Source organism: Streptomyces sp. NPDC002328, assembly GCF_042890065.1.
Lineage (GTDB): Bacteria > Actinomycetota > Actinomycetes > Streptomycetales > Streptomycetaceae > Streptomyces.
Window position 1 is genome coordinate 1 of the sequence record NZ_JBIARQ010000036.1, and the last position, 23949, is coordinate 23949.

Below are 23949 nucleotides of genomic sequence, written 5' to 3' on the forward strand. Positions count from 1 at the left end.
AGCGAACAAGCCCCACGGGGCTCCCTATGTTCTCTAGGCCCACCGTCAAGCATCACCTGGGACCAGAACGTCAGGCATCACCTGGGACCCGACACCCCTCCAACTCCGGTTCCAGTGCTACGCCATGGGCACCCTCAGCACCGCCCTCGACGGCCCTACAGGTCCCGAGCCAGCCAGGATCGACGGTGATGAACCGCCACCCCTGCGCTGATCTCATCGGTTGACGTCGCCGTCAACTACTGCCGTCACCCCACGAAGAAACCCCGCCAGGAGTCACCTGGCGGGGTTTCTATTTGCTCCTGTCACAGCGTGATCGGCGCTCTACTACCGAGTTCAGGAGAAGCTTTGTAGCAGCACACCGCAGAGGCCCCACGGATCAGATCGGAGACAATTTCATTCTCCGCTCGATGGCTTGAAGCGCGTGGTATCCATCACCGGCTACTTTGGCAAGAAACCGATCATGCCCACCGTATGTCGCCCCATCCGGCGCCATATACAGGAACAGATTCCCGCTCGCCGAATAGCCGATGGGGCACAGGTCGCACCCAAGTCTCTCCTCGTACTCCGTCACGAGCGACCGTGCGACCTGTTGCACTGAGGAGACCCCAGAGACCAGGCACACATACGTTCCACCGACTGCTGGGTGTCGTGGGTAGTCGAACTGAAGACCACCACATTCCTCCATGAATTCTCGAACGGAGCGATCGACAGTGTACCCATCAGTCGACCATGCATCGAGATCATCCTGTAGATCGATGTGCCGCCCGGGGAACCATCCAATTCCTTCCATGAAGTCAATCAGGTTGGCATCCTTGACAGGCAATCCGAGCAAACTCATTAATTCGCCACCTCTTGTGCGCCACCGCCACCCAACAAGAATCGACAGTTGTCGCAAGATGGGAAATTCAATCCCGTTTTTCTGATGATGGTCGCATACTCGCAGGCAGCTTGAAGAGCAGATTATTGCAGGCGTTGAACTCTGTACATTCGCCAGCCGGTCACGATTCCAAGGGCATTCTGCTCCATCAAATCATCAAGACGCCCGCGAAGTTGAGGATGGATCTGTGCAGGCACCGTGCCGCTCTCGCCATACGCCCACTCCCCTGTGTACGTGTCACGGGCGACCGCCCCGGCAGTATTGGAAGTGGTTGATTTCGCCGATTCGGCCCTAAAGGCTGTCCCGCAATGACCGCTCAGAGCTTTGGAAACGGCGGCACCTCGTTCCAGCCGGCGCCTGTTGTGCGTTACGGAGTTCGTTCCAGTGGATCCCCGAGAGCCTCTTCAAGAGACTACCCATGCGCCGCTTCCCCCCTCATCCGACTCGTGTGGGCTCCGTCAACATCCATTGTGCTGCTGTTATCGGTGGATGTGGCCTCGGCCCGGCGGCATGGCGCGCGGCCATCCGGTGGGATGATCTTGATGTGGCTGGTGTGATCACTGCTTCAGATCCGTCCTGGATAGCCCCGTTCGCCGGGATGAGCCCGCGGCAGTTCGGCAAGCTGCTGACCGCACTGCGACGCGAAGGCGCGGACGCGGTCCGCAGGGGGCGACCGTGGAGCCTGCCACTGGAGGACCGCGTTCTGCTGGTCGCGGCGTACTGGCGGAAGAACCTGACTTTGAGGCAGTTGGCGCCGCTCTTCGGGGTCACGAAATCGGCAGCCGGCCGCATCCTCGACCACCTTGCCCCGTCGCTCGCACTCCAACCGCGCAAGCGGTTCCGCAGGGACACTGTGCTTATCGTGGACGGCACCCTGGTTCCCACCCGTGACCACACAGTCGCCGAGCAGTCGAAGAACTATCGGTACTCCACGAATCACCAGGTCGTCATCGACGCAGACACTCGGCTCGTCGTCGCCTGTCGGCCGACCGTTGCCTGGCAACCTCAACGACTGCAAGGCATGGGAGGTGTCCGGCGCCAAGGCCGCCGTCGGCAAGGCCGTAGTGATCGCGGACGGCGGCTACCGAGGCACCGGCCTGGTCATCCCGCACCGCCGCGAGCCCGGTCAGACCGAACTCCCGGACTGGAAAGAGGAACATAACGCCTCCCACCGCAAATTCCGAGCCCGCGTCGAGCACGTCTTCGCCCGCATGAAGAGCTGGAAGATCCTGCGTGACTGCCGCCTGAAAGGCGACGGCGTCCACCACGCGATGCTCGGCATCGCCCGCCTGCACAACCTCGCCCTCGCCGGGTGACCAAGGAACGAGCCGGCCAGCAGGTAAGTCCAAAATCATCTATGGGACAACCCTTACGAGCTCGTGCATGGTTGGCGTGGGCACGTCGAGACCTTGATCGTCGATTCGTCTGTCGCCCACGCCCCGCGGTGCACGCCTCGGCCGTCTCCTCGCCGCCGAGCAACTGCGCTCCTGGGGAATTCTCTTGGACCCGGCACGTCAGATCGTCGCCGAACTCGCGGCGAACGCGGTCGTCCACGGTCGTGTCCCCGGCCGGGACTTCCGTCTCGGCATGTACGTCCTCGCGAACACCCTGCGGATGGAAGTGACCGACACCCATGGCGATCGGCTGCCCAGCCTTCAGCACCCCGCTTCGGACGCCGAGTCCGGTCGCGGCCTCCTCCTCGTCGAGACCCTGTCCGACCGTTGGGGCGTGACGTCCGAACCGCGCCCGCGAAAAACGGTCTGGGCGGAACTGCAACTTGTACGGGAAGCCGAAAACTCGTCCTTCGGTGCGAGGAGCGACCTGTCTCCGAACACCTGACGACTCCAGTCGCAACGGCACGATTTCCGTGGCCGACAGTGCAGGTGAAGGGTGTCGGATTCCCTCAGTCGGTCCGCCACCGGAACCTGATTCCGCGGGTTCCGGTGGCGCGGGCGATCTTTTTCAAGACACATCCATGGAGAAAAAGAACCCCACCAAGCCCCACCCCTCCCGCCCGCAGCGGACTCCTCACTCCCGCGAGTGAACATCACCAACTTGGCTTGTCTCGGGAGACGTTGCCTGCCCTACTCTCAGCGCAGCAACGCGACACCACACCCGCAGAAATACGACGGCCCCCGCCGGGACTGCCATCCCAGTGCGAGGGCCTGACCACCTAGGAAGCTGAACCTTCCCGATGGATACGCAGAACCCTAGCCTCGATCTTTCTTGACGGTCCGCCGACGGAGTCGGTGGACCGTTTTCGTGCCGTGGACTGAGCCTGCGCAGGCCGAAGACCCGAGTGCCGCCTCGGGATGGCGCCGGATTCCACTGCTCCGGGTGTTGAGGTGCTGTCGAAGGGACGGGGAATCCGCTGGTCAGCCAGGGGCGGGTAGTTGGGTGAGCCGGTCGAGGGCTGTGGTGATGTGGCCGGTCCAGGGCCAGTGCCGGGCCAGGCGGAGGATCCGTCGGCGGCCGGTGGTCACGAGCTGTCCGGCCGCGGTGAACAGGCGGAACCGCAGTCGGCGGGGTTCCCAGAGCCTGGCTTTGCCGGTCAGGGCGAGCATCGGCATCCAGGCCAGCAGGTCGAGAGCGATCTGCACGATCTCCAGCCAGATCCGGTTCTGGGCTGTGCGGTGCAGAGGAAGATTCCGCTGGCCGGTGGCCCGGGCGGCCCGGATGCGGTCCTCGGCCCGGGCCCGCAGCCGGTGACGGAGCTCGAGCTCGGCGATCGGCCGGCCCACGGTGTTGGTGGCGAAACAGGTCAGCCGCATGCCGTCCGCATCCGTGAGCCTCAACTGGGCCCCGGGGTGCGGACGTTCCTTCCTGACGATCAGCCGCATGCCCTTGGGCCAGCCGTCCAGGACATCGCCGGTGAGTTCGGCGACCCAGGCGCCGTCGCGGATCTCGCCGTCGGCCTCGACGGCGGGCGTCCAGGCGGACTCCGGAACCTTCAGCACGTGCTGGTGTATCGCCTCGGTGATCACCATGCCGACCGAGTAGGACAGCCACCGTCCTCGCTGGGCGAGCCAGGTGACGAAGTCGTGGGTGCCGCCCGCGGAGTCGGTGCGTATCAGGGTCCGGCGTCCGCGCCGGTACTTCTTCGGCAGCTGGGCCAGGGCCAGTTGGGCGGCGGTGATGTGGTCGGTGGCCGTGTTCGATCCCGCGTTGCCTGGTCTGAGCAGGGCCGCGACCGGTTCACCCGTGCCGCGCGGTCCGTGGTCGACGAACCCCATCAGCGGGTGGTGTCCGTAGGTTCGCTTCCACGTGGGTGCGGCGTCCTCCTTGTCCGAGTGTGCGATCACCAGCACCCCGTCGAGGTCCACGGTCACCGTCCCGCCCGCGTCAGGCGCTTCTCGGTCGGCCAACCGCCAGACATGTCGGCGGACTTCAGCTCGCGCGGCACGGATGGTCCGCAGGGCCTTTTCCCCGGAGGCTGCGAGGGTGTCGATGAGGCGGGAGACCGTCGGGTCGGAGGCCACCGGCCCGAACACGGCCGGCTCGGCCCGCAGCATGGCGACATCCGCGAGGCAGTCCCCGCCCAGCGCGACCGCCAGGGCCACGTCCAGCAGGATCTTGCCCGGATCGTGCACCGCCCGAGCCTTCCGCCACGGCGTCAGCGCCGCTGATATCGCGGTGTCCAAGCCGGTCTTGCGGACGGTCTCGACCAGCAGCACGCCCCCGGCCTGCGAGACCACCGCCCGGCCGCCGCCCTCGATGCGGACACGCGGGTACGACCCGATACGCTTCTTCACCTGGAGAGTGCTTCTTTCCGTGCAGCCAACAGGACCCTAGACAAGTCCCATCGTTGCAGGTCAGGAGCACTCTCCGCTTATTTGATCAAGCCTCGGACACCCCACATGATGAAAGCGCGAGGCTAGCGTGCCCCCGCACGCCCAGTCCCGTCCTGCCACCGACAAACACCCGAAGCGGCGGCATTTCGGCGGTCTCGTCCACGACAACGCCCGCCACACCACCCGCTTCACGGTGATCGGCAACCACCTCGCCCAGCACGAGGAGCTGTCGCTCCTGGCGATCGGCTTGGGCGTTCACATCCAGTCGCTGCCCAAGGGCGTCCGCGTCGACATCAAGACTCTCGCCGCCCGTTTTCCCGAGGGGGCGACCCGTATCGCCGCCGCCCTGCGCGAGCTGGAGACCCACGGCTACCTCCGCCGCGAGCGTGAACGCATCCCCGGCGGCCGCATCATCACCCGTACGGTCTCCTGCAACCAGCCCGGCCACCCCCGCCGTACGGCGGCCGTCGCCGCCGAGCCCACACCCGAGCCACCGGCCGAGCCGAAGCAGCGCACACCCGGCAAGCCCAAGCCGCTTCCCGCCGTGCCACACCCCTCTCGCCCCTACCCCAAGCTGCTCCAGGCGGCCACCGACCTGCTCGCCGGCCTCCGCCGCCACGACCCCCGCCTCCTTTTTTCCGCCTGCGACACGGCCCACCTCGCCCCGGGCGTCGCCGCCTGGCTGGAGCGGGACGTCAGCCCCACCGCCGTACGACGGGCCCTCACCGCCGACCTCCCGCCCGAGGGACCACGTCGCCCGGCTGCACTTCTGGCCCACCGCCTCACGGCCCAGCTGCCGCCCTTGCTTCCGTACCGCACCGCGCCCGCCGCTCCGCCGCCGACCGTCCGGCACCCGCTCCGGAACTGCGACGGCTGCGACCACGCCTTTTGCGCACCCGAACCAGGCCTCTGCCTCGGCTGCCGAGCGCGGTCGGCGGCGGCCTTCTGAAGTCCCCACCGCACAAAGGAACCTCATGGTCAACTCGTCCCACGAGGCGATGCACCGCATCCGACGCGCCCGAGGCGGCTGTCGTCACGATCATCGAATTGACCGCTCAAGGCCTCGGCGGCAACCGTCGGGCCGCGCAACTCTGGAGGAACCTGGTGGCTGTGGACCTCTCCGCCTACAAGTCGTACATCTTCGAAGAGTTCCGTGACGAGGGTCGCGCCCAGGGGCGTGCCGAAGACATCCTGCTCGTCCTGGAGACGCGCGGCCTCGGCGTCCCTGACGAGGTCCGCGATCGGGTCACCGGCTGCGACGACACCGACCTCCTGCGCCACTGGCTCACTCACGCCGTCACCGCGCCGTCCGCTGAAGACATCTTCACGGAGCCGGAAGACTGAGCCCTGCGTCCTGCGGGAGCCGGCGAGCCCGAACCCGCCCGGGCTCGGACGGCTGCCGTCCGAACCCGCCCGGGCTCGGACGGCAGCGCGGGGAGGTGACTCGGTGACGGGTGTCGCCTCGTAGGGTTGGTTCCATGACGGAACTGCCCTCACGGCGTCTGCTGCTGGTCCACGCGCATCCGGACGACGAGTCGATCAACAACGGCGCCACCATGGCCCGGTACGCCGCCGAGGGCGCGCACGTGGCCCTGGTCACCTGCACCCTCGGCGAGCGCGGCGAGGTCATCCCGTCCGAGCTGCGCCACCTGACCGGCGCGGCCCTGGGCGCGCGCCGCCGGCGCGAGCTCGCCGACGCGACGGCCGCCCTCGGCGTCGCCGACGTGCGGCTGCTCGGCGGCACCGGCCGCTACGCCGACTCCGGGATGATGGGCCTGCCCGACAACGAGGACCCCGCCTGCTTCTGGCAGGCCGACGTCGACGCCGCCGCCGCGGCCCTCGCCGAGATCGTCCTCGAACTGCGCCCCCAGGTCCTCGTCTGCTACGACGACGACGGCGGCTACGGCCACCCCGACCACATCCAGGCCCACCGCGTCGCCATGCGGGCCGTCGAGCTGGCCGAGAACGCAGGGGCCGCCGGCTGGAGCGTCCCCAAGGTCTACTGGAACCGCGTCCCGCGCTCCGTCGCCGAGGCCGCCTTCGAGCGCCTCCAGGACGAGCTGCCCGGCCTGCCCTTCACCAAGACCGCCGCCGTCACCGACGTGCCGGGCGTGGTCGACGACGCCCTCGTCACCACCGAGATCGACGGCGCGGCCCACGCCGCCGCCAAGGCCGCCGCGATGCGCGCCCACGTCACCCAGATCGAAGTCGCCCCCGACGGCAGCGCCTTCGTGCTCTCCAACGAACTCGCACAACCCCTCTTCACCACCGAGTACTACCAACTCGTCCGAGGGGAACGCGCGCAGGGCGACGCCCGGGAGACCGACCTGTTCGCCGGCGTCGAGGAGACGGCCCGATGACGTACCACGGCCACCCGCTCGCCCAGCCCCTCAAGCGCCCGTCCGCCGGACGGATCGCCGCCCTCCTCGGCCTCTTCGTGCTCGGCGCGCTCACCGGCCTGGCCGGCGCCCTCGTCCAGGCCGGCTGGTTCCCCGGCGGACTGCTCCTCGCGCTGGCCGGCGCGGTAGGGCTCTTCCTCGGCGGGGCACGCCTCCTCGGCGGCCGGTCCGGAGCCGTCGCGCCCGCCGCCGGCTGGATGATCACCGTCGTGCTGCTCACCTCGGGCCGTCCCGAGGGCGACTTCCTGTTCGCCGCGGGAAGCGGCTCCTATCTCTTCCTGCTCGGCGGCATGGCCCTCGCTGTGATCTGCGCCACCCTTGTTCCGGGGCGGCAACCGGTCGGCGACGACGCCCGACTTGGCAAGTGACGTACCACTTCTCCACGGCGCGGCGGTGACAGTCCCGTGCGGGTTTCCCCGGCGGTCGTGGGATACGGGCCAGAAGTGGCCAGTATGGTGGTGCGCGCCGCCGAGCCGCCCGTGAGGTCGTGGCGGGCGGCGGAGCCAACCTGGAGAACCTGCCTTGAGTCGTGAAACTGACAGTCCGTCCTCCGGGCCCAACGGGCGCGGCGGAGCCGCATACCCCTCGGGCACCCCGCCCTACGGCACCCCCGTGGTGTCCGACGGCGGTGCGGACGCGGGCCGTTCGGCTGCGCAGCCGGAGGAACGCAAGACCGAGACCACGCTGACGACCCGGATCCGCATCAACATCCCCGGATCGCGGCCCATTCCGCCGGTCGTCGTGCGCAAGCCCGTCGCCGACGCGGGGGGCAAGGGCGGCACGGGCGGCGCCGACGCGCAGACCGCTCGCTCCGCCAAGGGCGGCGGCCCGAGCGCCGAGGCGACGACGTCCGGACCCGCCGGCGGCGGGAGTTCCACCGGGGCCACCGCCACCGCCTCCGCCTCCGCCGGCGCGGTCGAGACGCCCGCCGAGCAGACGCCGGCCGCCGACGAGAAGACGAGCGACTGGTTCGCGCCGCGCAAGTCCGGCGGCGGCAAGGGCGGTCCGGGCACCGGCTCCACCAACGGGGCCGGGATGCAGGGCGGTTCGGCCGTCGGCGTCGGCCCCGGCCCCGCGGGCGCGGGTGCGGTCCCGGGGGCCGACGGCGGTGCGCGTCAGGCCGGACCCGGCGCCGGCGCCGGCGCGCCCGGCGGCGCTCGCCCCGGTACGGGCGCGGGACGCCCCGGCGGTGTGGTCGGCTCCATGAGCGTGCCCGGCAGCGCCCGCTCGGGCGGCGGCACCAACGGCGCGGGTCTCCCCGGCGCCACCGGCGGTCCCGTCGCTCCGGGGCACGGCGGCGGCACGGGCTCCTTCGACGTCACCGAGGCGCTCGCCGCGGGCCCGATGGGCAACGGCGCGCGCCCCGCGCAGGGCGGCGGCGAGACGCGCCGCGACGACCTTCCGTACTTCACGGACAACGGCGGCGCGCCACGCAGCGGCCAGGGCCTCCTCGACGGCCCGGGCGGACCCGGCGCTCCCGGCGGTCCCAGCGACTTCAACGGGCCCGACGGTCCGCGCGGCCGCGGCGGCGCGGGCGGCCCGCAGCACCCGGCCGGTCCGACCGGCGGCCCGGTCACCGGGGACGGCCCGGTCGTCCCGCCGGTGAACGGCGGAGCGCCCGGCGTCCACGCCGGCGCGGCGGGCACGCCCCAGGCGCCCCACGCACCCGGCGGCCCCGGCATCCACGGAGGTCCTGGCGGCCCCGGCGGTCCGGGCACCCAGGGCGGTCCCGGCGGTCCGGGCGGCTACGGCGGTCCTGGTGGCCCCGGTGGCCCCGGTGGTGCTGGCGGTCCCAGTGGCCCCGGCGGTCCCGGCAGCCACGGTGGTCCCACCGGTCTCGGCGGCCCCGGCACCCACGGCGGCCCGGGAGGACCAAGCGGCCCCGGCGGCCCCGGCCCGCGGAACGCCCAGGGCGGCCCCGCCGCCGTCCGGCACCCCGGTCCCGGTGGCGGGCTCAGTGACGACACCGCGATCCTCACCCCGCAGAAGCCGGCCCCCGAGCCGGGCGCGGGCGGCGGCTACGGCCGTCACGACAACGTCTCCGGACAGACCGTCACCAGCGGCATCCCCGTCGTGCCCGCCGCCGGCCGGCTGCCCGGCCCCGGTGAGCCCTTCGCGCCGACCGGCCCGGCCGACGGAGCGCAGCCGCACAACCCGCCGAAGCGGCCCGAGCCGGTCGCCCAGAACGCGCAAGCGGCCGACTCGAAGAAGAACCAGAAGGCCAAGAAGAAGGGCCGCAGCAAGCTGGTCCTGGTCGGCGCCCTGGTCGTCGTCGGCGCGGCCGGCGCCTACGGCGCGGGCCTGTTGATGAACCACTCCGACGTCCCCAAGGGCACCACCGTGCTCGGCGTCGAGATCGGCGGCGGCACCCGCGACGACGCCGTCAAGAAGCTCGGCGAGGCCTTCGACGGCCGGGTGAACCAGGCGCTGAAGCTGTCCGTGGACGGCTCCACCGTCACCCTCAAGCCGGACCAGGCGGGCCTTCAGTTCGACATGCAGTCCACGGTCGACGCGGCCGCCGGGAGCGACTACAACCCGGTCTCCGTGATCGGCTCGCTGTTCGGCGAGCACCGCGTCGTCGAACCCGTCATGCCGGTCGACGAGGAGAAGCTCCAGGCGGCCCTGAAGACCGCGGCGGGCGGCTCCGGCTCGGCCACCGACGGCACGATCAAGTTCGAGTCCGGCAAGGCCGTCGCCGTCTACGGCAAGGCGGGCAAGGGCATCGACGCGGCGAAGGCCGAGTCGGCCGTCGTGGCGGCCTACCGCGCCCAGGTCGAGAGCGGCGCCGCCACCGCGGTGAAGGTCCCCACGACGACCCGTCAGCCGACGGTGTCCGACGCCGAGGTCGACCGGATGATGAAGGAGTTCGCCGAACCGGCGATGTCCGGCAAGGTCACCGTCCAGACCGACGCGGCGCACTCCGTCCCGCTGAGCCCGAAGAACTCCCTGTGGAAGTTCCTCGGCGTCAAGGCCGTCAACGGCAAGCTCGTCGAGTACTACGACAAGGCCGCCCTGAAGGAGCTGTACGGCGGCGCGTTCGACGGCGTCCTGATCACCCGCGGCACCGGGCAGAAGACGCCCGTCTCCGTCGAGGACGTCATCAACGCGCTGCGTGTGGCGCTGAAGAGCGAGACGGACCGGGTCGGGATCATCGACACCGACCCGAGCTGACCCGCACCTCCCCGAAGGGCGCCCGGCACCCCGCCGGGCGCCCTTCGCGCGTCCCGCCCGACGGGACGCCCGGCTCAGTTCAGCATCGACCGCGCCGCATGAGCTTCCCGCCGTACCCGCTCCGCGGACCCCTCGTCCACCACCTCCACCAGCGACGCGTACTCCTCCATCTCCGCCGCCCCGGCGACGAACTCGCCCCGCTGCACCAGCAGCTGCGCCCGCTCGTACCGCAGCCGGGCCGGGTGCGAGGGCAGCAGCAGCGCCAGCTCCACCGCCCACAGCGCCACGTCCGAGCGCTCCGGCCGGGCGGCGGCCCACGCCCGCACGTTGTTCAGGATCCGCGACACCACCTCCACCGGGTCCGCCGGCCGCAGCATCCCCGCGTCCAGCGGAGCGCCCGTCGCCCCCGTCACCAGCAGCTCCGCATCGCGCCCGGTCAGCAGCCGCCCGCCGTCGAAGGGATCGACGAGGACCTGCCGTTCGAGGTCGTCGCGCGGCCCGAAGCCCACCACGAAGTGCCCCGGCAGGGCGACCCCGTACACCGGCGCGCCGGCCCGCCGGGCCACCTCGATCCACACCACCGACAGCAGGATCGGCAGCCCCCTGCGCCGCACCAGCACCTGATGCAGCAGGGACGACTCCAGCCGCCGGTAGTCCGCCGCCGAGCCGCAGAAGCCGTACCGCTCGCCCAGCAGCTCCCGCAGCGCCACCGCCCACGAGCGCGGCCCGCCCGGCCGGAACGGCACCTGCCCCGCCAGCCGGTCCAGCTCGACCTGCGCGGCGTCCATCCCGTCCTCGCCCAGCGAGCCGTCCGCCTCCGCGCCCACGAGCAGACAGAGCACGGACAGATCGGGCCGCTCGGACCGCGCCTCCTCCGCGAACCGCCGCCGCACCTCCGTCAGCCCGGACCCCGTCACGGCGCACCCGCCTCCGGCTCCGGCTCCGGCTCCGGCTCCCGGTAGTGGTGGTAGACGTGGTGCGCCCCGAAGCCCAGCCCGTCGTACAGCGTCCGCGCGCCCGCGTTGTCCCGCTCGACCTGCAACCAGGCCGCCGAGGCGCCCTCCGCCAGCGCGCGCCGCGCCAACGCCGCCATCACGAGCGTCCCCAGCCCCCGCCGCCGCTGCGCCGGATCGACCTCCACCGCCGCGAACCCGGCCCACCGCCCGTCCACGACACACCGGCCGACGGCCGCGGGAACGTCCGCCTCGCCGGGCACGGACGCGAACCACACCGAGGGTCCGCTGCCGAGCACCCGCAACGCCACCTCGCTCACCCCCTTGCGCTGGTACCGCGCCAGCCAGGCCTCGTCGGCCTCCCGGGCGAGCACCACACCCTCAGCCTCCGCCCGGTCCGCGACCGGCGCCAGCGCGCCGATCCACAGCTCGGCGGTCACCTCCCGCACCCACCCGCGCCGCTCCAGCTCCGCGCACAGCCGCTCCTGCGTGCCCTCGGCCCCGGTCGCGGTCTGCACATAGGCGGGCAACCCCCGATCGGCGTACCAGCGCCGTACGAAGTTCAGCGCCTCGTCGAGGGGCAGGCCGGGGTCGCCCACCGGCAGCACGGAGTTGGCGCGGCGGGTGAACCCGGCGGCGGCCCGCAGCTCCCACCCGCCCAGCCGCTCGCTCTCCAGCGGACGCCACGCCCGGGAGGAAACCCGGGCCAGTTCCTCGTAGGAGGCGGCCGGTCCCCGGCGGCGCGCCGGAGCGGCCGGCACGACCTTCCCGGCGACCAGCGAGGACGCGTCGATGTGGACGCTCTCACCGCTCTTCCGTGTGATCACCAGCACATCGTCGTTCCATGATGTGAGAACACCCACCGTGTCGGTGAATTTCCCCAGCGTTACTCCAGCCTCGCTCAGGCGCCGCACGGAGACGCGTTTGCCCACGTCAGCAGCGGTGATACGGACCTCGAGGCGTCCAGCGGCCGAGAATTCCACAGGCCGACTCCCCCCTCCTGTTCGGATCATTGCCAAGAACGGAGATACTAGGGGCGGGCATCGACGACGCCGCGCTCCCGCGCGCCAGGCGGCAGGGTCCGAGGAGGCCCGCCAGCGCCCTATCGAGGAGGAACGACAGCGTGACCTACGTCATCGCGCAGCCTTGTGTCGACGTGAAGGACAAGGCGTGCATCGAGGAGTGCCCGGTCGACTGCATCTACGAGGGCTCCCGGTCCTTGTACATCCACCCGGACGAATGCGTCGACTGTGGTGCCTGTGAGCCGGTCTGCCCGGTCGAGGCGATCTTCTACGAGGACGACACTCCCGAGGAGTGGAAGGACTACTACAAGGCGAACGTCGAGTTCTTCGACGAGCTCGGCTCGCCCGGCGGCGCGAGCAAGCTGGGGCTGATCGAGCGGGACCACCCGTTCGTCGCCGCGCTGCCGCCGCAGGCCGAGTAAGCACGCAAGCGGCCCGAAATCCGTGCCGCCTCGGCCCCGTACGGCCCGAAGACGGCCGTGCGGGGCCGAGGTGTTTGCCGTGCGGGTCGTCGTACCGACGAAAGTGAGCCAGTAACCGTGTCCGCAGTCTCCGACCGCCTGCCCACCTTCCCCTGGGACAAGCTGGAGCCGTACAAGAAGACGGCCGCAGCGCACCCGGACGGCATCGTCGACCTGTCCGTCGGCACCCCGGTCGACCCGGTCCCCGACCTGATCCAGAAAGCCCTGGTCGACGCGGCGGACTCCCCGGGCTACCCCACCGTGTGGGGCACCCCGGCGCTGCGGGACGCGATCACCGGCTGGGTCGAGCGCCGCCTGGGCGCCCGCGGGATCACCCACCGGCATGTGCTGCCCATCGTCGGCTCCAAGGAACTCGTCGCCTGGCTCCCCACCCAGCTGGGCCTCGGCCCCGGCGACCGGGTCGCGTACCCGCGTCTGGCCTACCCGACTTACGAGGTCGGCGCGCGGCTCGCCCGGGCCGAGTACGAGGTCTACGACGACCCGACCGAGCTGGACCCGCGGGGGCTGAAGCTCCTCTGGCTGAACTCGCCCTCCAACCCCACCGGCAAGGTCCTGTCGAAGGCCGAGCTGACCCGGATCGTGGCCTGGGCCCGCGAGCACGGCGTCCTCGTCTTCTCCGACGAGTGCTACCTCGAACTGGGCTGGGAGGCCGACCCGGTCTCGGTGCTGCACCAGGACGTCAACGGCGGCTCCCACGACGGCCTGGTCGCCGTCCACTCCCTGTCGAAGCGGTCGAACCTCGCCGGCTACCGGGCGGCCTTCCTCGCCGGCGACCCGGCGGTCCTGGCGCCGCTCCTGGAGATCCGCAAGCACGGCGGCATGATGACGTCGGCGCCCACCCAGGCGGCGGTCGTGGCCGCCCTCTCCGACGACGCCCACGTCCACGAACAGCGCGAACGCTACGCCGCCCGCCGCACCGCCCTGCGCGCGGCCCTCCTCGACCACGGCTTCCGCATCGAGCACAGCGAGGCCAGCCTCTACCTCTGGGCCACCCGGGACGAGTCCTGCTGGACCACGGTCGCCCACCTGGCCGACCTGGGCATCCTGGTGGCCCCCGGCGACTTCTACGGCCCGGCGGGCGCCCAGTACGTACGAGTAGCCCTCACAGCAACAGACGAGCGAGTATCAGCCGCAACGTCCCGCCTCAGCCGCAGCTAGCCGACGTCGGCCCCTGCTGCGGCGGCGGCACCGCCCATCACTGCGGCCAGCCGTTCCGCAGCCGCCGCTGTGGCCAGCCGTTCCGCAGCCGCCGCTGTGGCCAGCCGTCCCGCAGCCGCCGCTGTGGGCAGCCGCTCCGCAGCTACCGCTGTGGGCAGCCGTTCCGCAGCAGCTACCGCTGTGGGCAGTCGTTCCGGAGCAGCTACCGCTGTGGGCAGTCGTTCCGCAGGGCGATGGGGGAGGGTGGGCACAGCCGACAGTGCCGGGTGACTTCGCACCGCCCCGGCCCCTGCCGACCACCGGCACACCCCCCCCGCACACGACAAACGGGGCCCAGTCAGAACACTGGGCCCCGCCGAAAGTCACCCGCACTAGCCGAGCGGCAACCCCTTCAGCGGCAACGTCCCCGTCCCGGGCAACCCACCCTTCGTCACGGAGGACGCCGCCTTCTGCGCCACCGGCACCGCCTGCTTCACCGCCTGCCCCGCCGCCCCGTCGAGCGCCTTGTCGGCGTTCGCCCCGTCCAGCGCGGTCAGCCCGCCGAGGCCGGGAGCGGCGGGCAGCGCGGGCGCGGCACCGGCGGAGCCGGCCGCGCCGATCCCGGCGGCCGCGCCCGCGGCGACGAGCAGTGCGGCACGGGCGATCCTGCGGGTCAGGGGGAGGGTCATGTTGCTCCTTCGACGGAGGGGAACGGCGGATGCCGCAGTGACTACCGCTCGAACCCCACGAAGGTTGCGGACGACCGCCGTAAAGAGTTGGCAATGGGGTGAAGTCCCCGCACCGCCGCGTCCTACCGCGTCGTGACGATCCGTACCGCGTTCGCGCCGGAACCGGCGGTTCCGCCGGCCGCCCCCGCGGCCTCCGTTCCGCCCGCCTCCGCCGACCGCCACTTGCTGTCGGTGTTCCCGGCGGTCCACTCCCGCCCTGCGTACGAGACCCGTTCGATGTGCAGGGCCGAGGCGTTGGCGACCGCCCAGTGCGCGAGCTGCCAGCCGCGCTCGCCGACGGCACGTCCGCCCGCGCTCCCGTCCTCGGACAGGGGGAGCGTCACGACCCGCCCGTCGGTCTCCGCGGCCGGCACGTCCGCACCGCTGGTGGCGGACGCCTCCGTGTCCCCGGAACCGGAACCGGAACCGTCCGAGCCGCCCGAGCCCTTCGAGTCGTCGGACTCCTTTTCCCCCTTCGCGTCCGCCGTGTCGAGCGCGAAGTCCCGCGTCAGCGCCGCGCGTACGGCGTCCGGCCCGGTGGCCGTCGCGCTCTCCGGCACCCCCTCGCAGGTCAGCGTGGCCGCCGAGGTCCCCGTGAGGGCGGCGGCGAGCAGCGTGGCGTCCGGCTCGTGCTTGGCGTACGCCTCCGGATAGCCGCTGCGCTGCACGCGCTGCGCGGCGACGGTGAGCGGCAGTTCGGTGTAGCCGCGGACCTTGGCGAGGTGCTCGTAGAAGATGTTCGCCGCGTAGGTGGGGTTCGTGACCTCCTGCTCGGAGCCCCAGCCCTGCGAGGGCCGCTGCTGGAACAACCCGAGCGAATCCCGGTCGCCGTGGGCGAGGTTGCGCAGCGCCGACTCCTGGAGCGCGGTCGCGAGCGCGATCGTCACGGCCCGCTCCGGCATGCCCCGGTTGGTGCCGACGACGGCGATCGTGGCCGCGTTCACCGCCTGCTCGGGCGTGAACTCGTACGTCGTCCCGCCGCCCTCGGCGGAAACGACTCTGCACCCGGGAGCATCGGCGCCGCCGCTGACGTACTGGACCACGACGTAGCCCGCGACGGCGGACAGGACCACGCAGGCCGCCCCGAAACGGAGGAGGCGGCCGCGGCGCTTGCGGGAGGGGGACGGCTCTGGCACGCGTACAAGGTACTGGAGAGTACGGAAGCCGGGGAGACAGATGCGAAGGGAGGTGTCGGCGGGACGCTCCATCGGCGCGTTAGGGTCGACGGCATGGCCGAGACTCCGCTTGACCTCACGCTGGACGCCGCTTCGCTCACCGCCCGGCTCGTCGACTTCCCGTCGGAGAGCGGCACGGAGAAGCCGCTCGCGGACGCGATCGAGACCGCGCTGCGCGCCCTGCCGCACCTCACGGTCGACCGTCACGGCAACAACGTGATCGCCCGCACGCGACTGGGCCGCCCGGAGCGGGTGATCCTCGCCGGCCACATCGACACCGTCCCGATCGCGGACAACGTCCCGTCCCGGCTGGACGAGGACGGCGTGCTGTGGGGCTGCGGCACCTGCGACATGAAGGCCGGGGTGGCGGTGCAACTGCGCATCGCGGCGACCGTCCCCTCCCCGAACCGGGATCTGACGTTCGTCTTCTACGACAACGAGGAGGTCGCCGCCGACCTCAACGGCCTCAAGCACGTCGCCGAGGCCCGCCCGGAGTGGCTGGAGGGCGACTTCGCGATCCTGCTGGAGCCGTCCGACGGCCAGGTCGAGGGCGGCTGCCAGGGCACCCTGCGGGTGCTGCTGAAGACCCGGGGCGAGCGGGCCCACTCCGCGCGGAGCTGGATGGGCTCCAACGCGATCCACGCGGCCGCCCCGATCCTGGCCCGCCTCGCCGCGTACGAGCCGCGCTACCCCGTCATCGACGGCCTGGAGTACCGCGAGGGCCTGAACGCGGTCGGCGTGAGCGGCGGCGTCGCCGGCAACGTCATCCCCGACGAGTGTGTCGTCACCGTCAACTTCCGCTACGCGCCGGACCGTTCACCGGAGGAGGCGATCGCCCACGTCCGCGAGGTGTTCGCCGATTGCGGGGTCGAGGAGTTCGTCGTGGACGACCACAGCGGCGGGGCCCTGCCCGGCCTCTCGCACCCGGCCGCCGCCGCGTTCATCGAGGCGGTGGGCGGCGTCCCGATGCCCAAGTACGGCTGGACGGACGTCTCCCGCTTCTCGGCGCTCGGCGTCCCCGCCGTCAACTACGGCCCCGGCAACCCGCACTTGGCGCACAAGCGGGACGAACGCGTCGACACGGCGAAGATCTTGGCGGGGGAGGAGCGGCTGAGGGCCTGGCTCACCGGCTGAACGCGGGGCCGAGGCCGGGACGCTTCGTGCCGGATACGCCGACGTCCCCCGTCCGTAACCCGCGTAGATCTACGCTGAGGTGGAACGACCCGCAAGCGGAGGGAGCTCATATGGCTACAGGCAACCCCGAGGGCAAGAAGCAGCCACCGGAGGAACAGCGCCTGGGACCGGTCCTCCGAAGGCGGGACCAGGTGCAGGCGAGCACCACGGACCAGCGGCTGCTGGACGAACGAGCCCCGTCCGACTGGGTCCACACCGACCCCTGGCGGGTCCTGCGCATCCAGTCGGAGTTCATCGAGGGCTTCGGCACCCTCGCCGAACTCCCGCCCGCGATCAGCGTGTTCGGCTCCGCCCGGACGCCCGCGGACTCCCCTGAGTACGAGGCGGGCGTGCGGCTGGGTCGGGGCCTGGTCGAGGCCGGCTGGGCGGTCATCACGGGCGGCGGCCCCGGCGCGATGGAGGCGGCCAACAAGGGCGCCTCCGAGGCGGGCGGCGTCTCGGTGGGGCTGGGCATCGAACTGCCCTTCGAGCAGGGGCTGAACCCCTACGTCGACATCGGCCTCAACTTCCGGTACTTCTTCGTCCGCAAGATGATGTTCGTCAAGTACGCGCAGGGCTTCGTGGTGCTGCCCGGCGGCCTCGGCACCCTCGACGAACTCTTCGAGGCCCTCACCCTCGTCCAGACCCAGAAGGTCACCCGCTTCCCGATCGTGCTGTTCGGCACGGAGTACTGGGGCGGCCTGATCGACTGGCTGCGCAACACCCTGATCGCCCAGGGCAAGGCAGCAGAGAAGGACCTCCTCCTCTTCCACGTCACGGACGACGTGGAGGAGGCGGTCGCCCTGGTCTCGAAGGAGGCGGGGCGCTGACAGTGCCTGTCTACTGACCGAGTCGGGTGGTGGGTGGGCATAGGTCGGGGGTCCAGGGGGCGGAGCCCCCTGGCATGGCACGCCGGACGACCTCGCCCACCCGCCACCGCCGGCGGCTTACGCGAGCCCCCGCCGCGCCACCGCCGGTGGCCGGTGTCCCGCGATGGACGCGACCATGTCCAGTACCTGCCGCGTCTCGGCGACCTCATGCACCCGGTACACCTGCGCCCCCAGCCACGCCGACACCGCGGTCGTCGCCAGGGTCCCCACCACCCGTTCCTTCACCGGCCGGTCCAACGTCTCGCCCACGAAGTCCTTGTTGGACAGCGACACCAGCACCGGCCACCCCGTCTCCACCATCTCCGGCAGCCGCCGCGTCGCCTCCAGACTGTGCCGGGTGTTCTTCCCGAAATCGTGCCCCGGATCGATCAGGATCGACTCCCGCGGCACCCCCAGCCCCGCGGCCCGCTCCGCCAGCCCCACGGTCACCCGCAGGATGTCCGCCATGACGTCGTCGTACGTCACCCGGTGCGGCCGGGTCCGCGGCTCCGAGCCGCCCGCGTGCGTGCACACGAGCCCCACCCCGTACCGCGCCGCGACCTCCGCGAGCCGCGGATCGACGCCGCCCCAGGCGTCGTTGAGCAGATCCGCCCCCGCCTCGCACACGGCCTCGCCGACGTCCGCCCGCCAGGTGTCCACGCTGATCACGACGTCCGGGAAGCGCCGCCGCACCTCGGCGACGAAACCGACCGTGCGCCGCGCCTCCTCCTCGGCGGACACCTCCTCGCCCGGCCCGGCCTTGACCCCGCCGACGTCGATGATCGCGGCGCCCTCCGCCACCGCCCGCTCCACGCGCGCGAGGGCCGGCTCGTCGAGGAAGGTCGCGCCCTGGTCGTAGAAGGAGTCGGGCGTACGGTTCACGATCGCCATGATCACCGGCTCGTGGATGCCGAATTCACGCCTGCCGAGCCTGAGCATCCGCTGTGACCTCTCCTGGTACGTCCTGAACATCCACCGCCTGCGACCCTAACCGCCGCGCCCGCATGGCACGATCGGACCCTGACACATTCGACAACGAGCACAGCGAGCGTGGGGACCCACCGATGGTTATGTTCTTCTTCCTGGTCGTCGCGCTCGCCGTCGTGGTCGCCGCGGTGACACTCGCCGTGGTGGGCGGCGGCGAGGGCGACGGTCCGCTGCCGGAGGTCGCCCCCCAGCGACTGCGCGACCCCCTGCCCCCGGACCGCCCCGTCGCCCGGGCCGACGTCGACGACCTCCGCTTCCCCCTCGCCGCCCGCGGCTACCGCATGGCCGACGTCGACGACGTCCTCAACCGCCTCGGCGCGGAACTCGCCGAACGGGACGCCCGGATCGCCGAACTGGAGTCCGCCCTGACCGTCGCCCGGACGCCCGAGGACCGGGTCTCCATGGAGAAGTCCGAGTCCGAGGACCAGCGGTGAGCGACGGCACGGCCCTCGCCGGCCCGGACGGCGCGCTGCGCTGCCCCTGGGCCCTGTCCGCCCCCGACTACGTGACGTACCACGACGAGGAGTGGGGCCGCCCGGTCCACGGCGACGACGCCCTGTTCGAACGCCTCAGCCTGGAGGCCTTCCAGTCCGGCCTGTCCTGGATCACGATCCTGCGCCGCCGGCCCGGCTTCCGTAAGGCCTTCGCGGACTTCACGATCGCCTCGGTCGCCGCCTTCACCGACGAGGACCGCGAACGCCTCCTCGCCGACGCCGGCATCATCCGCAACCGCGCCAAGATCGACGCCACCCTCGCCAACGCGCGCGTGCTCGCCGACTGGCCGGCGGGCGACCTGGACGAGCTGATCTGGTCCCACGCCCCCGACCCGGCCGGCCGCCCGGCCCCGGAGACCCTCGCGGACGTCCCGGCGGTCACCCCCGAGTCGACGGCCCTGTCCAAGGCGCTGAAGAAACGGGGGCTGCGCTTCGTCGGCCCGACGACGGCGTACGCGCTGATGCAGGCGTGCGGCCTGGTGGACGATCACCTGAGCACCTGCGTGAGCAGACGTACCTGAGGGGTACGGGGCAGACCTACCTGAGGGGTACGGGGCCGTAACGGACCTACCGGCCCAGGTACTTCGGCTTCTCCTTGTTCACGAAGGCCTGCACCGCGATCCCGTGGTCCTCCGACCGCCCCGCGCGCGTCTGCAACTCGTCCTCCTTCTCCAGCGTCTCCGCCAGCGAGTGGGAGAACCCGTACGCCATGGCCTCCTTCAGCGCCGCGTACGCCACGGTCGGCCCCTCGGCCAGCGCCCGCGCGACCTTCTCCGCCTCCCCGCGCAGCGCCTCCGCCGGGACCAGCCGGTTGGCGATGCCCAGCTCGTAGGCCTCCTGCGCCTTGATGCTGCGCGGGAAGAGCAGCAGGTCGGCGGCCCGGCCGGGGCCCACCACACGCGGCAGGGTCCACGAGACGCCGGAGTCGGCGGTCAGCGCCACCCCCGCGAACGACGTGTTGAAGGCGGCCGTGTCCGCCACGATCCGGTAGTCCGCCGCGAGGGCGAAGCCGAAGCCCGCCCCGGCCGCGACCCCGTTCACCGCGGCGACCACCGGCTTCGGCGCCTCGGTCAGCGCGCGCACGATCGGGTTGTAGTGCTCCCGGACCGTGACCATCGTCTGCCCCGACCCGGTCTCCCGGTCGGCGGCCAGCAGCCCGATGTGCTCCTTGAGGTCCTGGCCGACGCAGAACGCCCGGTCGCCGGCGGCGGTCAGCAGCACCGCCCGCACCGCGCCGTCCTCCGCCGCCGAGCGCACCGCGTCCCGCAGGGCGACCTTGGTCGCGATGTTCAGCGCGTTCATCGCCTCCGGGCGGTTCAGAGTGATCGTCGCGAGCCCGTCGCTCACCTCGTAGAGCACGGTGTCGGCCATGGGGTGTCCCCTCCGTCGTCGGTCACGGTTCGTCGATCGCGGTGACGGCGTACCGGTCGGTACGCCGTCTCGAAGGACAGCATGAAGGACGGGGCGGCGGAGGTCGTGTGACCTGCGTCAAACAATTCGGGACGATTTCCGGTGGGCGGAAGCGCGTGCGGACGCGAAGTATCGCAGCCACTTCGCCGCTTTGAGTGGTTTTGCTCGCGCGCGTTGCTCAAGCGATGCCGACTGATGTTGGTCATCGGGTCCGGAGATGCGGGATAATGGCCTGGAAGCAATGTGTTCGATGCCGGTGTCGCGTGTCCCCTGACGGACTGCGCGTGCCCTTCATGGGCCGTCGGCCTTGACGATGAGCTGGTTTCAGGAAGGGGAACGAGCATGGCGGCCATGAAGCCGCGGACGGGTGACGGCCCGCTCGAGGTGACCAAGGAGGGGCGGGGCATCGTCATGCGCGTTCCGCTCGAAGGCGGCGGTCGGCTCGTCGTCGAGCTGACCCCTGACGAGGCCGGCGCGCTCGGCGACGCCCTCAAGAAGGTCGTCGGCTGACGGGACCGGCGCTGAGCGACCATGTCTTTCAGTCGCCCCGGCACCCTCATGGGTGCCGGGGCGACTGTTTTCCTGCCGGGTCTCCCGCCGCGCCCGTCACCTCGTGCCCGTCACCGCTTGACGCCGCACAGCAGCCCGTCCCCGACCGGCAGCAGCGACGGCACCCACTCCTGGCTCTCGCGCACCGCCCGCAGCAGCTCGCGCACTCTTATGACCTCCGTCGGCTGCGGACCGGAGTCGATCGTGCGGCCGTTCGCGAAGACGCCCTCGAAGACCACCAGGCCACCCGGCCGCAGCAGGCGCAACGATTCAGCGAGGTAGTCCATGACCTCGAGCCGGTCGCCGTCGCAGAAGACGAGGTCGTAGCCGGAGTCCGCGAGACGGGGCAGGACGTCGAGCGCGCGGCCGGGGATGAAACGGGCCCGGTTGCTGGCGAAGCCGCAGGCGCGGAAGGCCTGCCGGGCGAACTGCTGGTGCTCAGGCTCCGGGTCGACGGTCGTCAGCACGCCGTCCGGACGCATACCGTGCAGGAGGTGGATCCCGGAGACGCCGGTGCCGGTGCCGATCTCCGCGACCGCCTTCGCGTCCACGGTGGCGGCGAGCAAGCGCAACGCGGCGCCCGTGCTGGGCGACACCGAGCGCAGCCCTGCCTCGCGGGCCCGGTCACGGGCCCAGCGCAGCGCTTCGTCCTCGGCGACATAGGCGTCGGCGAACGCCCAGCTCGTCTGCCGGTTGCCGGTAATGACCCTCTCCTGTCCCCGTGGTTGCCTGGGCGTGACTGTATCCGTTGGCGCCGGGAACCCGCAGATGGGACCGGGCGTTTGAAGGGGTGTGGGACGGACGACGGGGGACACAGTTGGATCACGACGAGGGACGGGACGTCGAGCAAGTGCTGACGCAGCCGCATCAGCCGCATCAGCCGTGTCAGCACAGATCAAATTCTTGTAAAACCGCTTATCCGGAGCTAACGGGCGAGGTGGCTATGGTAGGGGCTCCACTGGACACCACCAGAGCCGACAGGGGAGGTGCGGCTGCACCTGTGGATCGGGGAGGAGTGCTGCGGCGCTTCCTCGGATCGGCGGGCAGGCCGAAATCCGTGAACGACACCGCTGCCGACCACAGCCAGGCCGCCGGACTCACCGCCGGCCATGCTCCGACCGCGACCTTCTCCACCGACGCGGACGGGCAGGCGTGGACTCCGCCCACGTGGGAGGAGATCGTCAGCATGCACAGCGGCCGGGTCTACCGGCTCGCCTACCGCCTCACCGGCAACCAGCACGACGCAGAGGACCTCACACAAGAGGTCTTCGTCCGCGTCTTCCGTTCCCTGTCGACGTACACGCCGGGGACGTTCGAGGGCTGGCTGCACCGCATCACCACCAACCTCTTCCTGGACATGGTCCGCCGCAAGCAGCGCATCCGTTTCGACGCGCTCGGCGACGACGCCGCGGAGCGGCTGGCCAGCAAGGAGCCCACGCCGCAGCAGATCTTCAACGACGCCCACTTCGACGCGGACGTCCAGCAGGCCCTCGACACCCTCGCGCCCGAGTTCCGCGCCGCGGTCGTCCTCTGCGACATCGAAGGACTGTCGTACGAGGAGATCGCCGCGACCCTGGGCGTCAAGCTCGGCACGGTCCGCTCGCGGATCCACCGCGGGCGCTCGCAGCTGCGCAAGGCGCTCGCCCACCGCTCGCCGGAGGCGCGCGCGGAGCGGCGTTCCTTCATGGCCCGTGTCCCCGCTCTGGGGGGAGGGGGCGCGACCGCGTGAGTGGATCCCGTCCTACCCCGGCAGAACAGCACCTCGGCGACCGACTCTCCGCCCTCGTGGACGGCGAGCTCGGTCATGACACGCGCGAGCGGGTGCTCGCGCATGTGGCGACCTGTCCCAAGTGCAAGGCGGAGGTCGACGCGCAGCGCCGGCTGAAGAACGTCTTCGCGGAAGTGGCCCCGCCCACCCCCTCCGAGAGTTTCCTGGCCCGTCTTCAGGGGCTCCCCGGGGGAGGTGACCCGGACAGCGGCGGCATGCCGCCGCTCGGGGGAGGGTTCGGCGACCGGTTCGGCTCGGCCCGCCCCGCCTCCTCCGGAGTCTTCGGGGTAAGACGCGACGAGCCGTTCGAATTCGGCTACGTCCCCGCCCGTGAGCACGGCTCGGTCCTCCCGTCCTCCTCGGACCGGGGCTTCCGGGTCCACCCCGTCGGCCGCGGCGACAGCGAGCGCTCCCGCGGGCTGCGGTTCGCGTTCGTCGCCGCCGGCGCGGTGTCGCTGGCCGCGATCGCGCTAGGCGGCATGAACACCGGCGTCCCGGCCGACGCGGAGGCCCGCGGCGGCTCCGGCAACGGCAGCAAGGTGACGCCGGCCCGCACCCCGGGCTCCGGCTCGGTCGCGGTTCCGGACAACCAGCGGCGGCGTGCCGCCGGTCCCCTGCTCTCCCAAGGCGGCGGAGCGACGTTCGGCGAGGCCCCGGTGGCTCCGACCCAGGTGTCGGCGCCGCTGCTGCCCGGGGTTCCGGCCCCGGTCGGCGGTCATGTCGAACAGCAGGTGCTGCACCGGCTCACCACGCCCGTGGTCGCCGGCGCGGCGGCCATGTCCCCGCTGATACGTCCGCTGGCCACGCCGCCGCCGATCGCGCTGACCGCCTGGGACGCCGCCCCGGCGGGCACCACGCCCGGTCTGCTCGCCGCCCCCGCCCCCGACGCCACGTCCGCTCCCACCTCGTCCTCCTCCCTCTCTCCGCAGACGGCCCGCTGACCGATCCGCGCGTGACCTGGTTG

General features: G+C 71.6%; 23 protein-coding genes and 2 pseudogenes. 16 read left to right on the plus strand and 9 right to left on the minus strand.

What is annotated here, in order from left to right; all coding sequences use genetic code 11:
* Nucleotides 1-376 precede the first annotated feature (376 nt).
* Entirely contained in the window at nt 377-838 is a 462-nt protein-coding gene (locus tag ACFYX4_RS39970) for an SUKH-3 domain-containing protein (protein WP_389344711.1), read from the minus strand.
* A gap of 583 nt (nt 839-1421) precedes the next feature.
* On the opposite strand from ACFYX4_RS39970, the pseudogene ACFYX4_RS39975 reads away from it, so the two are divergent.
* Together ACFYX4_RS39975 and ACFYX4_RS39980 are read left to right on the plus strand one after the other, a co-directional pair.
* Nucleotides 1422-2193: pseudogene (locus ACFYX4_RS39975) on the plus strand (transposase).
* A 103-nt stretch (nt 2194-2296) separates the two neighbouring features.
* Nucleotides 2297-2716 (plus strand): ATP-binding protein, encoded by a 420-nt coding sequence (locus tag ACFYX4_RS39980; protein ID WP_389344787.1) that lies wholly within the window; start codon nt 2297-2299, stop codon nt 2714-2716.
* 536 nt (nt 2717-3252) lie between these two features.
* Here the strand turns inward: ACFYX4_RS39980 and ACFYX4_RS39985 are convergent.
* A complete protein-coding gene (locus ACFYX4_RS39985; protein ID WP_389344714.1) occupies nt 3253-4629 on the minus strand; it encodes an IS1380 family transposase in 1377 nt (458 codons plus the stop codon).
* A 127-nt stretch (nt 4630-4756) separates the two neighbouring features.
* On the opposite strand from ACFYX4_RS39985, the gene ACFYX4_RS39990 reads away from it, so the two are divergent.
* From ACFYX4_RS39990 to ACFYX4_RS40010, 5 genes and pseudogenes are all read left to right on the plus strand, one after another.
* On the plus strand, nt 4757-5617 hold the full coding sequence (locus tag ACFYX4_RS39990) for a helix-turn-helix domain-containing protein (protein ID WP_389344716.1): 861 nt from the start codon (nt 4757-4759) through the stop codon (nt 5615-5617).
* A gap of 65 nt (nt 5618-5682) precedes the next feature.
* Nucleotides 5683-6012 (plus strand): annotated as a pseudogene (locus tag ACFYX4_RS39995) (hypothetical protein); the annotation flags it as partial.
* Nucleotides 6013-6146: 134 nt separating this feature from the next.
* Nucleotides 6147-7028 carry an N-acetyl-1-D-myo-inositol-2-amino-2-deoxy-alpha-D-glucopyranoside deacetylase gene (gene mshB, locus ACFYX4_RS40000; RefSeq protein WP_389344718.1) on the plus strand — a complete coding sequence of 294 codons (882 nt, stop codon included), beginning with the start codon at nt 6147-6149 and terminating at the stop codon, nt 7026-7028.
* Nucleotides 7025-7435, plus strand: coding sequence for a DUF6113 family protein (locus tag ACFYX4_RS40005; protein ID WP_389344720.1), 411 nt, complete (start codon nt 7025-7027; stop codon nt 7433-7435). Before mshB ends, ACFYX4_RS40005 begins: the two co-directional genes overlap by 4 nt.
* A 154-nt stretch (nt 7436-7589) precedes the next feature.
* Nucleotides 7590-10238, plus strand: a complete 2649-nt coding sequence (locus tag ACFYX4_RS40010; RefSeq protein WP_389344722.1) for a hypothetical protein — start codon at nt 7590-7592, stop codon at nt 10236-10238.
* A gap of 74 nt (nt 10239-10312) precedes the next feature.
* Here ACFYX4_RS40010 and ACFYX4_RS40015 read toward each other — a convergent pair whose 3' ends face one another.
* Together ACFYX4_RS40015 and ACFYX4_RS40020 are read right to left on the minus strand one after the other, a co-directional pair.
* Nucleotides 10313-11155 carry a tetratricopeptide repeat protein gene (locus ACFYX4_RS40015; RefSeq protein WP_389344724.1) on the minus strand — a complete coding sequence of 281 codons (843 nt, stop codon included), beginning with the start codon at nt 11153-11155 and terminating at the stop codon, nt 10313-10315.
* Nucleotides 11152-12174, minus strand: coding sequence for a GNAT family N-acetyltransferase (locus ACFYX4_RS40020; protein ID WP_389344726.1), 1023 nt, complete (start codon nt 12172-12174; stop codon nt 11152-11154). The genes ACFYX4_RS40015 and ACFYX4_RS40020 overlap by 4 nt, the downstream gene beginning before the upstream one ends.
* 140 nt (nt 12175-12314) lie before the next feature.
* On the opposite strand from ACFYX4_RS40020, the gene fdxA reads away from it, so the two are divergent.
* On the plus strand, nt 12315-12635 hold the full coding sequence (gene fdxA / locus ACFYX4_RS40025; protein WP_362249186.1) for a ferredoxin: 321 nt from the start codon (nt 12315-12317) through the stop codon (nt 12633-12635).
* Between the two features lie 117 nt (nt 12636-12752).
* Nucleotides 12753-13853 carry a bifunctional succinyldiaminopimelate transaminase/glutamate-prephenate aminotransferase gene (locus tag ACFYX4_RS40030; protein WP_389344729.1) on the plus strand — a complete coding sequence of 367 codons (1101 nt, stop codon included), beginning with the start codon at nt 12753-12755 and terminating at the stop codon, nt 13851-13853.
* 371 nt (nt 13854-14224) lie between these two features.
* Here ACFYX4_RS40030 and ACFYX4_RS40035 read toward each other — a convergent pair whose 3' ends face one another.
* Nucleotides 14225-14521 carry a hypothetical protein gene (locus tag ACFYX4_RS40035; protein ID WP_389344731.1) on the minus strand — a complete coding sequence of 99 codons (297 nt, stop codon included), beginning with the start codon at nt 14519-14521 and terminating at the stop codon, nt 14225-14227.
* A gap of 122 nt (nt 14522-14643) precedes the next feature.
* Nucleotides 14644-15696 carry a heavy metal transporter gene (locus tag ACFYX4_RS40040; protein ID WP_389344733.1) on the minus strand — a complete coding sequence of 351 codons (1053 nt, stop codon included), beginning with the start codon at nt 15694-15696 and terminating at the stop codon, nt 14644-14646.
* Nucleotides 15697-15789: 93 nt separating this feature from the next.
* Here ACFYX4_RS40040 and dapE point away from each other — a divergent pair, with 93 nt between their 5' ends.
* Both dapE and ACFYX4_RS40050 read left to right on the plus strand, forming a co-directional pair.
* Entirely contained in the window at nt 15790-16869 is a 1080-nt protein-coding gene (dapE, locus tag ACFYX4_RS40045) for a succinyl-diaminopimelate desuccinylase (RefSeq protein ID WP_389344735.1), read from the plus strand.
* 110 nt (nt 16870-16979) lie between these two features.
* Nucleotides 16980-17738 (plus strand): TIGR00730 family Rossman fold protein, encoded by a 759-nt coding sequence (locus ACFYX4_RS40050; protein ID WP_389344738.1) that lies wholly within the window; start codon nt 16980-16982, stop codon nt 17736-17738.
* Between the two features lie 117 nt (nt 17739-17855).
* Here the strand turns inward: ACFYX4_RS40050 and folP are convergent, their stop codons facing one another.
* The gene (gene folP / locus ACFYX4_RS40055; RefSeq protein WP_389344788.1) at nt 17856-18716 is read right to left on the minus strand and encodes a dihydropteroate synthase; all 861 of its coding nucleotides are present in this window, start codon (nt 18714-18716) and stop codon (nt 17856-17858) included.
* Between the two features lie 131 nt (nt 18717-18847).
* On the opposite strand from folP, the gene ACFYX4_RS40060 reads away from it, so the two are divergent.
* Together ACFYX4_RS40060 and ACFYX4_RS40065 are read left to right on the plus strand one after the other, a co-directional pair.
* A complete protein-coding gene (locus ACFYX4_RS40060) occupies nt 18848-19198 on the plus strand; it encodes a DivIVA domain-containing protein (RefSeq protein ID WP_389344789.1) in 351 nt (116 codons plus the stop codon).
* Nucleotides 19195-19779: a DNA-3-methyladenine glycosylase I gene (locus ACFYX4_RS40065; protein WP_389344740.1), complete on the plus strand. Its 585-nt coding sequence runs from the start codon at nt 19195-19197 to the stop codon at nt 19777-19779. Before ACFYX4_RS40060 ends, ACFYX4_RS40065 begins: the two co-directional genes overlap by 4 nt.
* A 46-nt stretch (nt 19780-19825) precedes the next feature.
* Here ACFYX4_RS40065 and ACFYX4_RS40070 read toward each other — a convergent pair whose 3' ends face one another.
* The gene (locus ACFYX4_RS40070; protein ID WP_389344742.1) at nt 19826-20629 is read right to left on the minus strand and encodes an enoyl-CoA hydratase/isomerase family protein; all 804 of its coding nucleotides are present in this window, start codon (nt 20627-20629) and stop codon (nt 19826-19828) included.
* Between the two features lie 381 nt (nt 20630-21010).
* Between ACFYX4_RS40070 and ACFYX4_RS40075 the strand changes: the two genes are divergently transcribed.
* The gene (locus ACFYX4_RS40075; RefSeq protein WP_069086806.1) at nt 21011-21178 is read left to right on the plus strand and encodes a DUF3117 domain-containing protein; all 168 of its coding nucleotides are present in this window, start codon (nt 21011-21013) and stop codon (nt 21176-21178) included.
* Between the two features lie 110 nt (nt 21179-21288).
* Here the strand turns inward: ACFYX4_RS40075 and ACFYX4_RS40080 are convergent, their stop codons facing one another.
* Entirely contained in the window at nt 21289-21987 is a 699-nt protein-coding gene (locus ACFYX4_RS40080; protein WP_389344791.1) for an O-methyltransferase, read from the minus strand.
* Between the two features lie 173 nt (nt 21988-22160).
* On the opposite strand from ACFYX4_RS40080, the gene sigE reads away from it, so the two are divergent.
* Both sigE and ACFYX4_RS40090 read left to right on the plus strand, forming a co-directional pair.
* The gene (gene sigE, locus ACFYX4_RS40085) at nt 22161-22946 is read left to right on the plus strand and encodes an RNA polymerase sigma factor SigE (protein WP_389344745.1); all 786 of its coding nucleotides are present in this window, start codon (nt 22161-22163) and stop codon (nt 22944-22946) included.
* Nucleotides 22943-23926, plus strand: a complete 984-nt coding sequence (locus tag ACFYX4_RS40090) for an anti-sigma factor family protein (RefSeq protein ID WP_389344747.1) — start codon at nt 22943-22945, stop codon at nt 23924-23926. The genes sigE and ACFYX4_RS40090 overlap by 4 nt, the downstream gene beginning before the upstream one ends.
* Nucleotides 23927-23949: the final 23 nt, after the last annotated feature.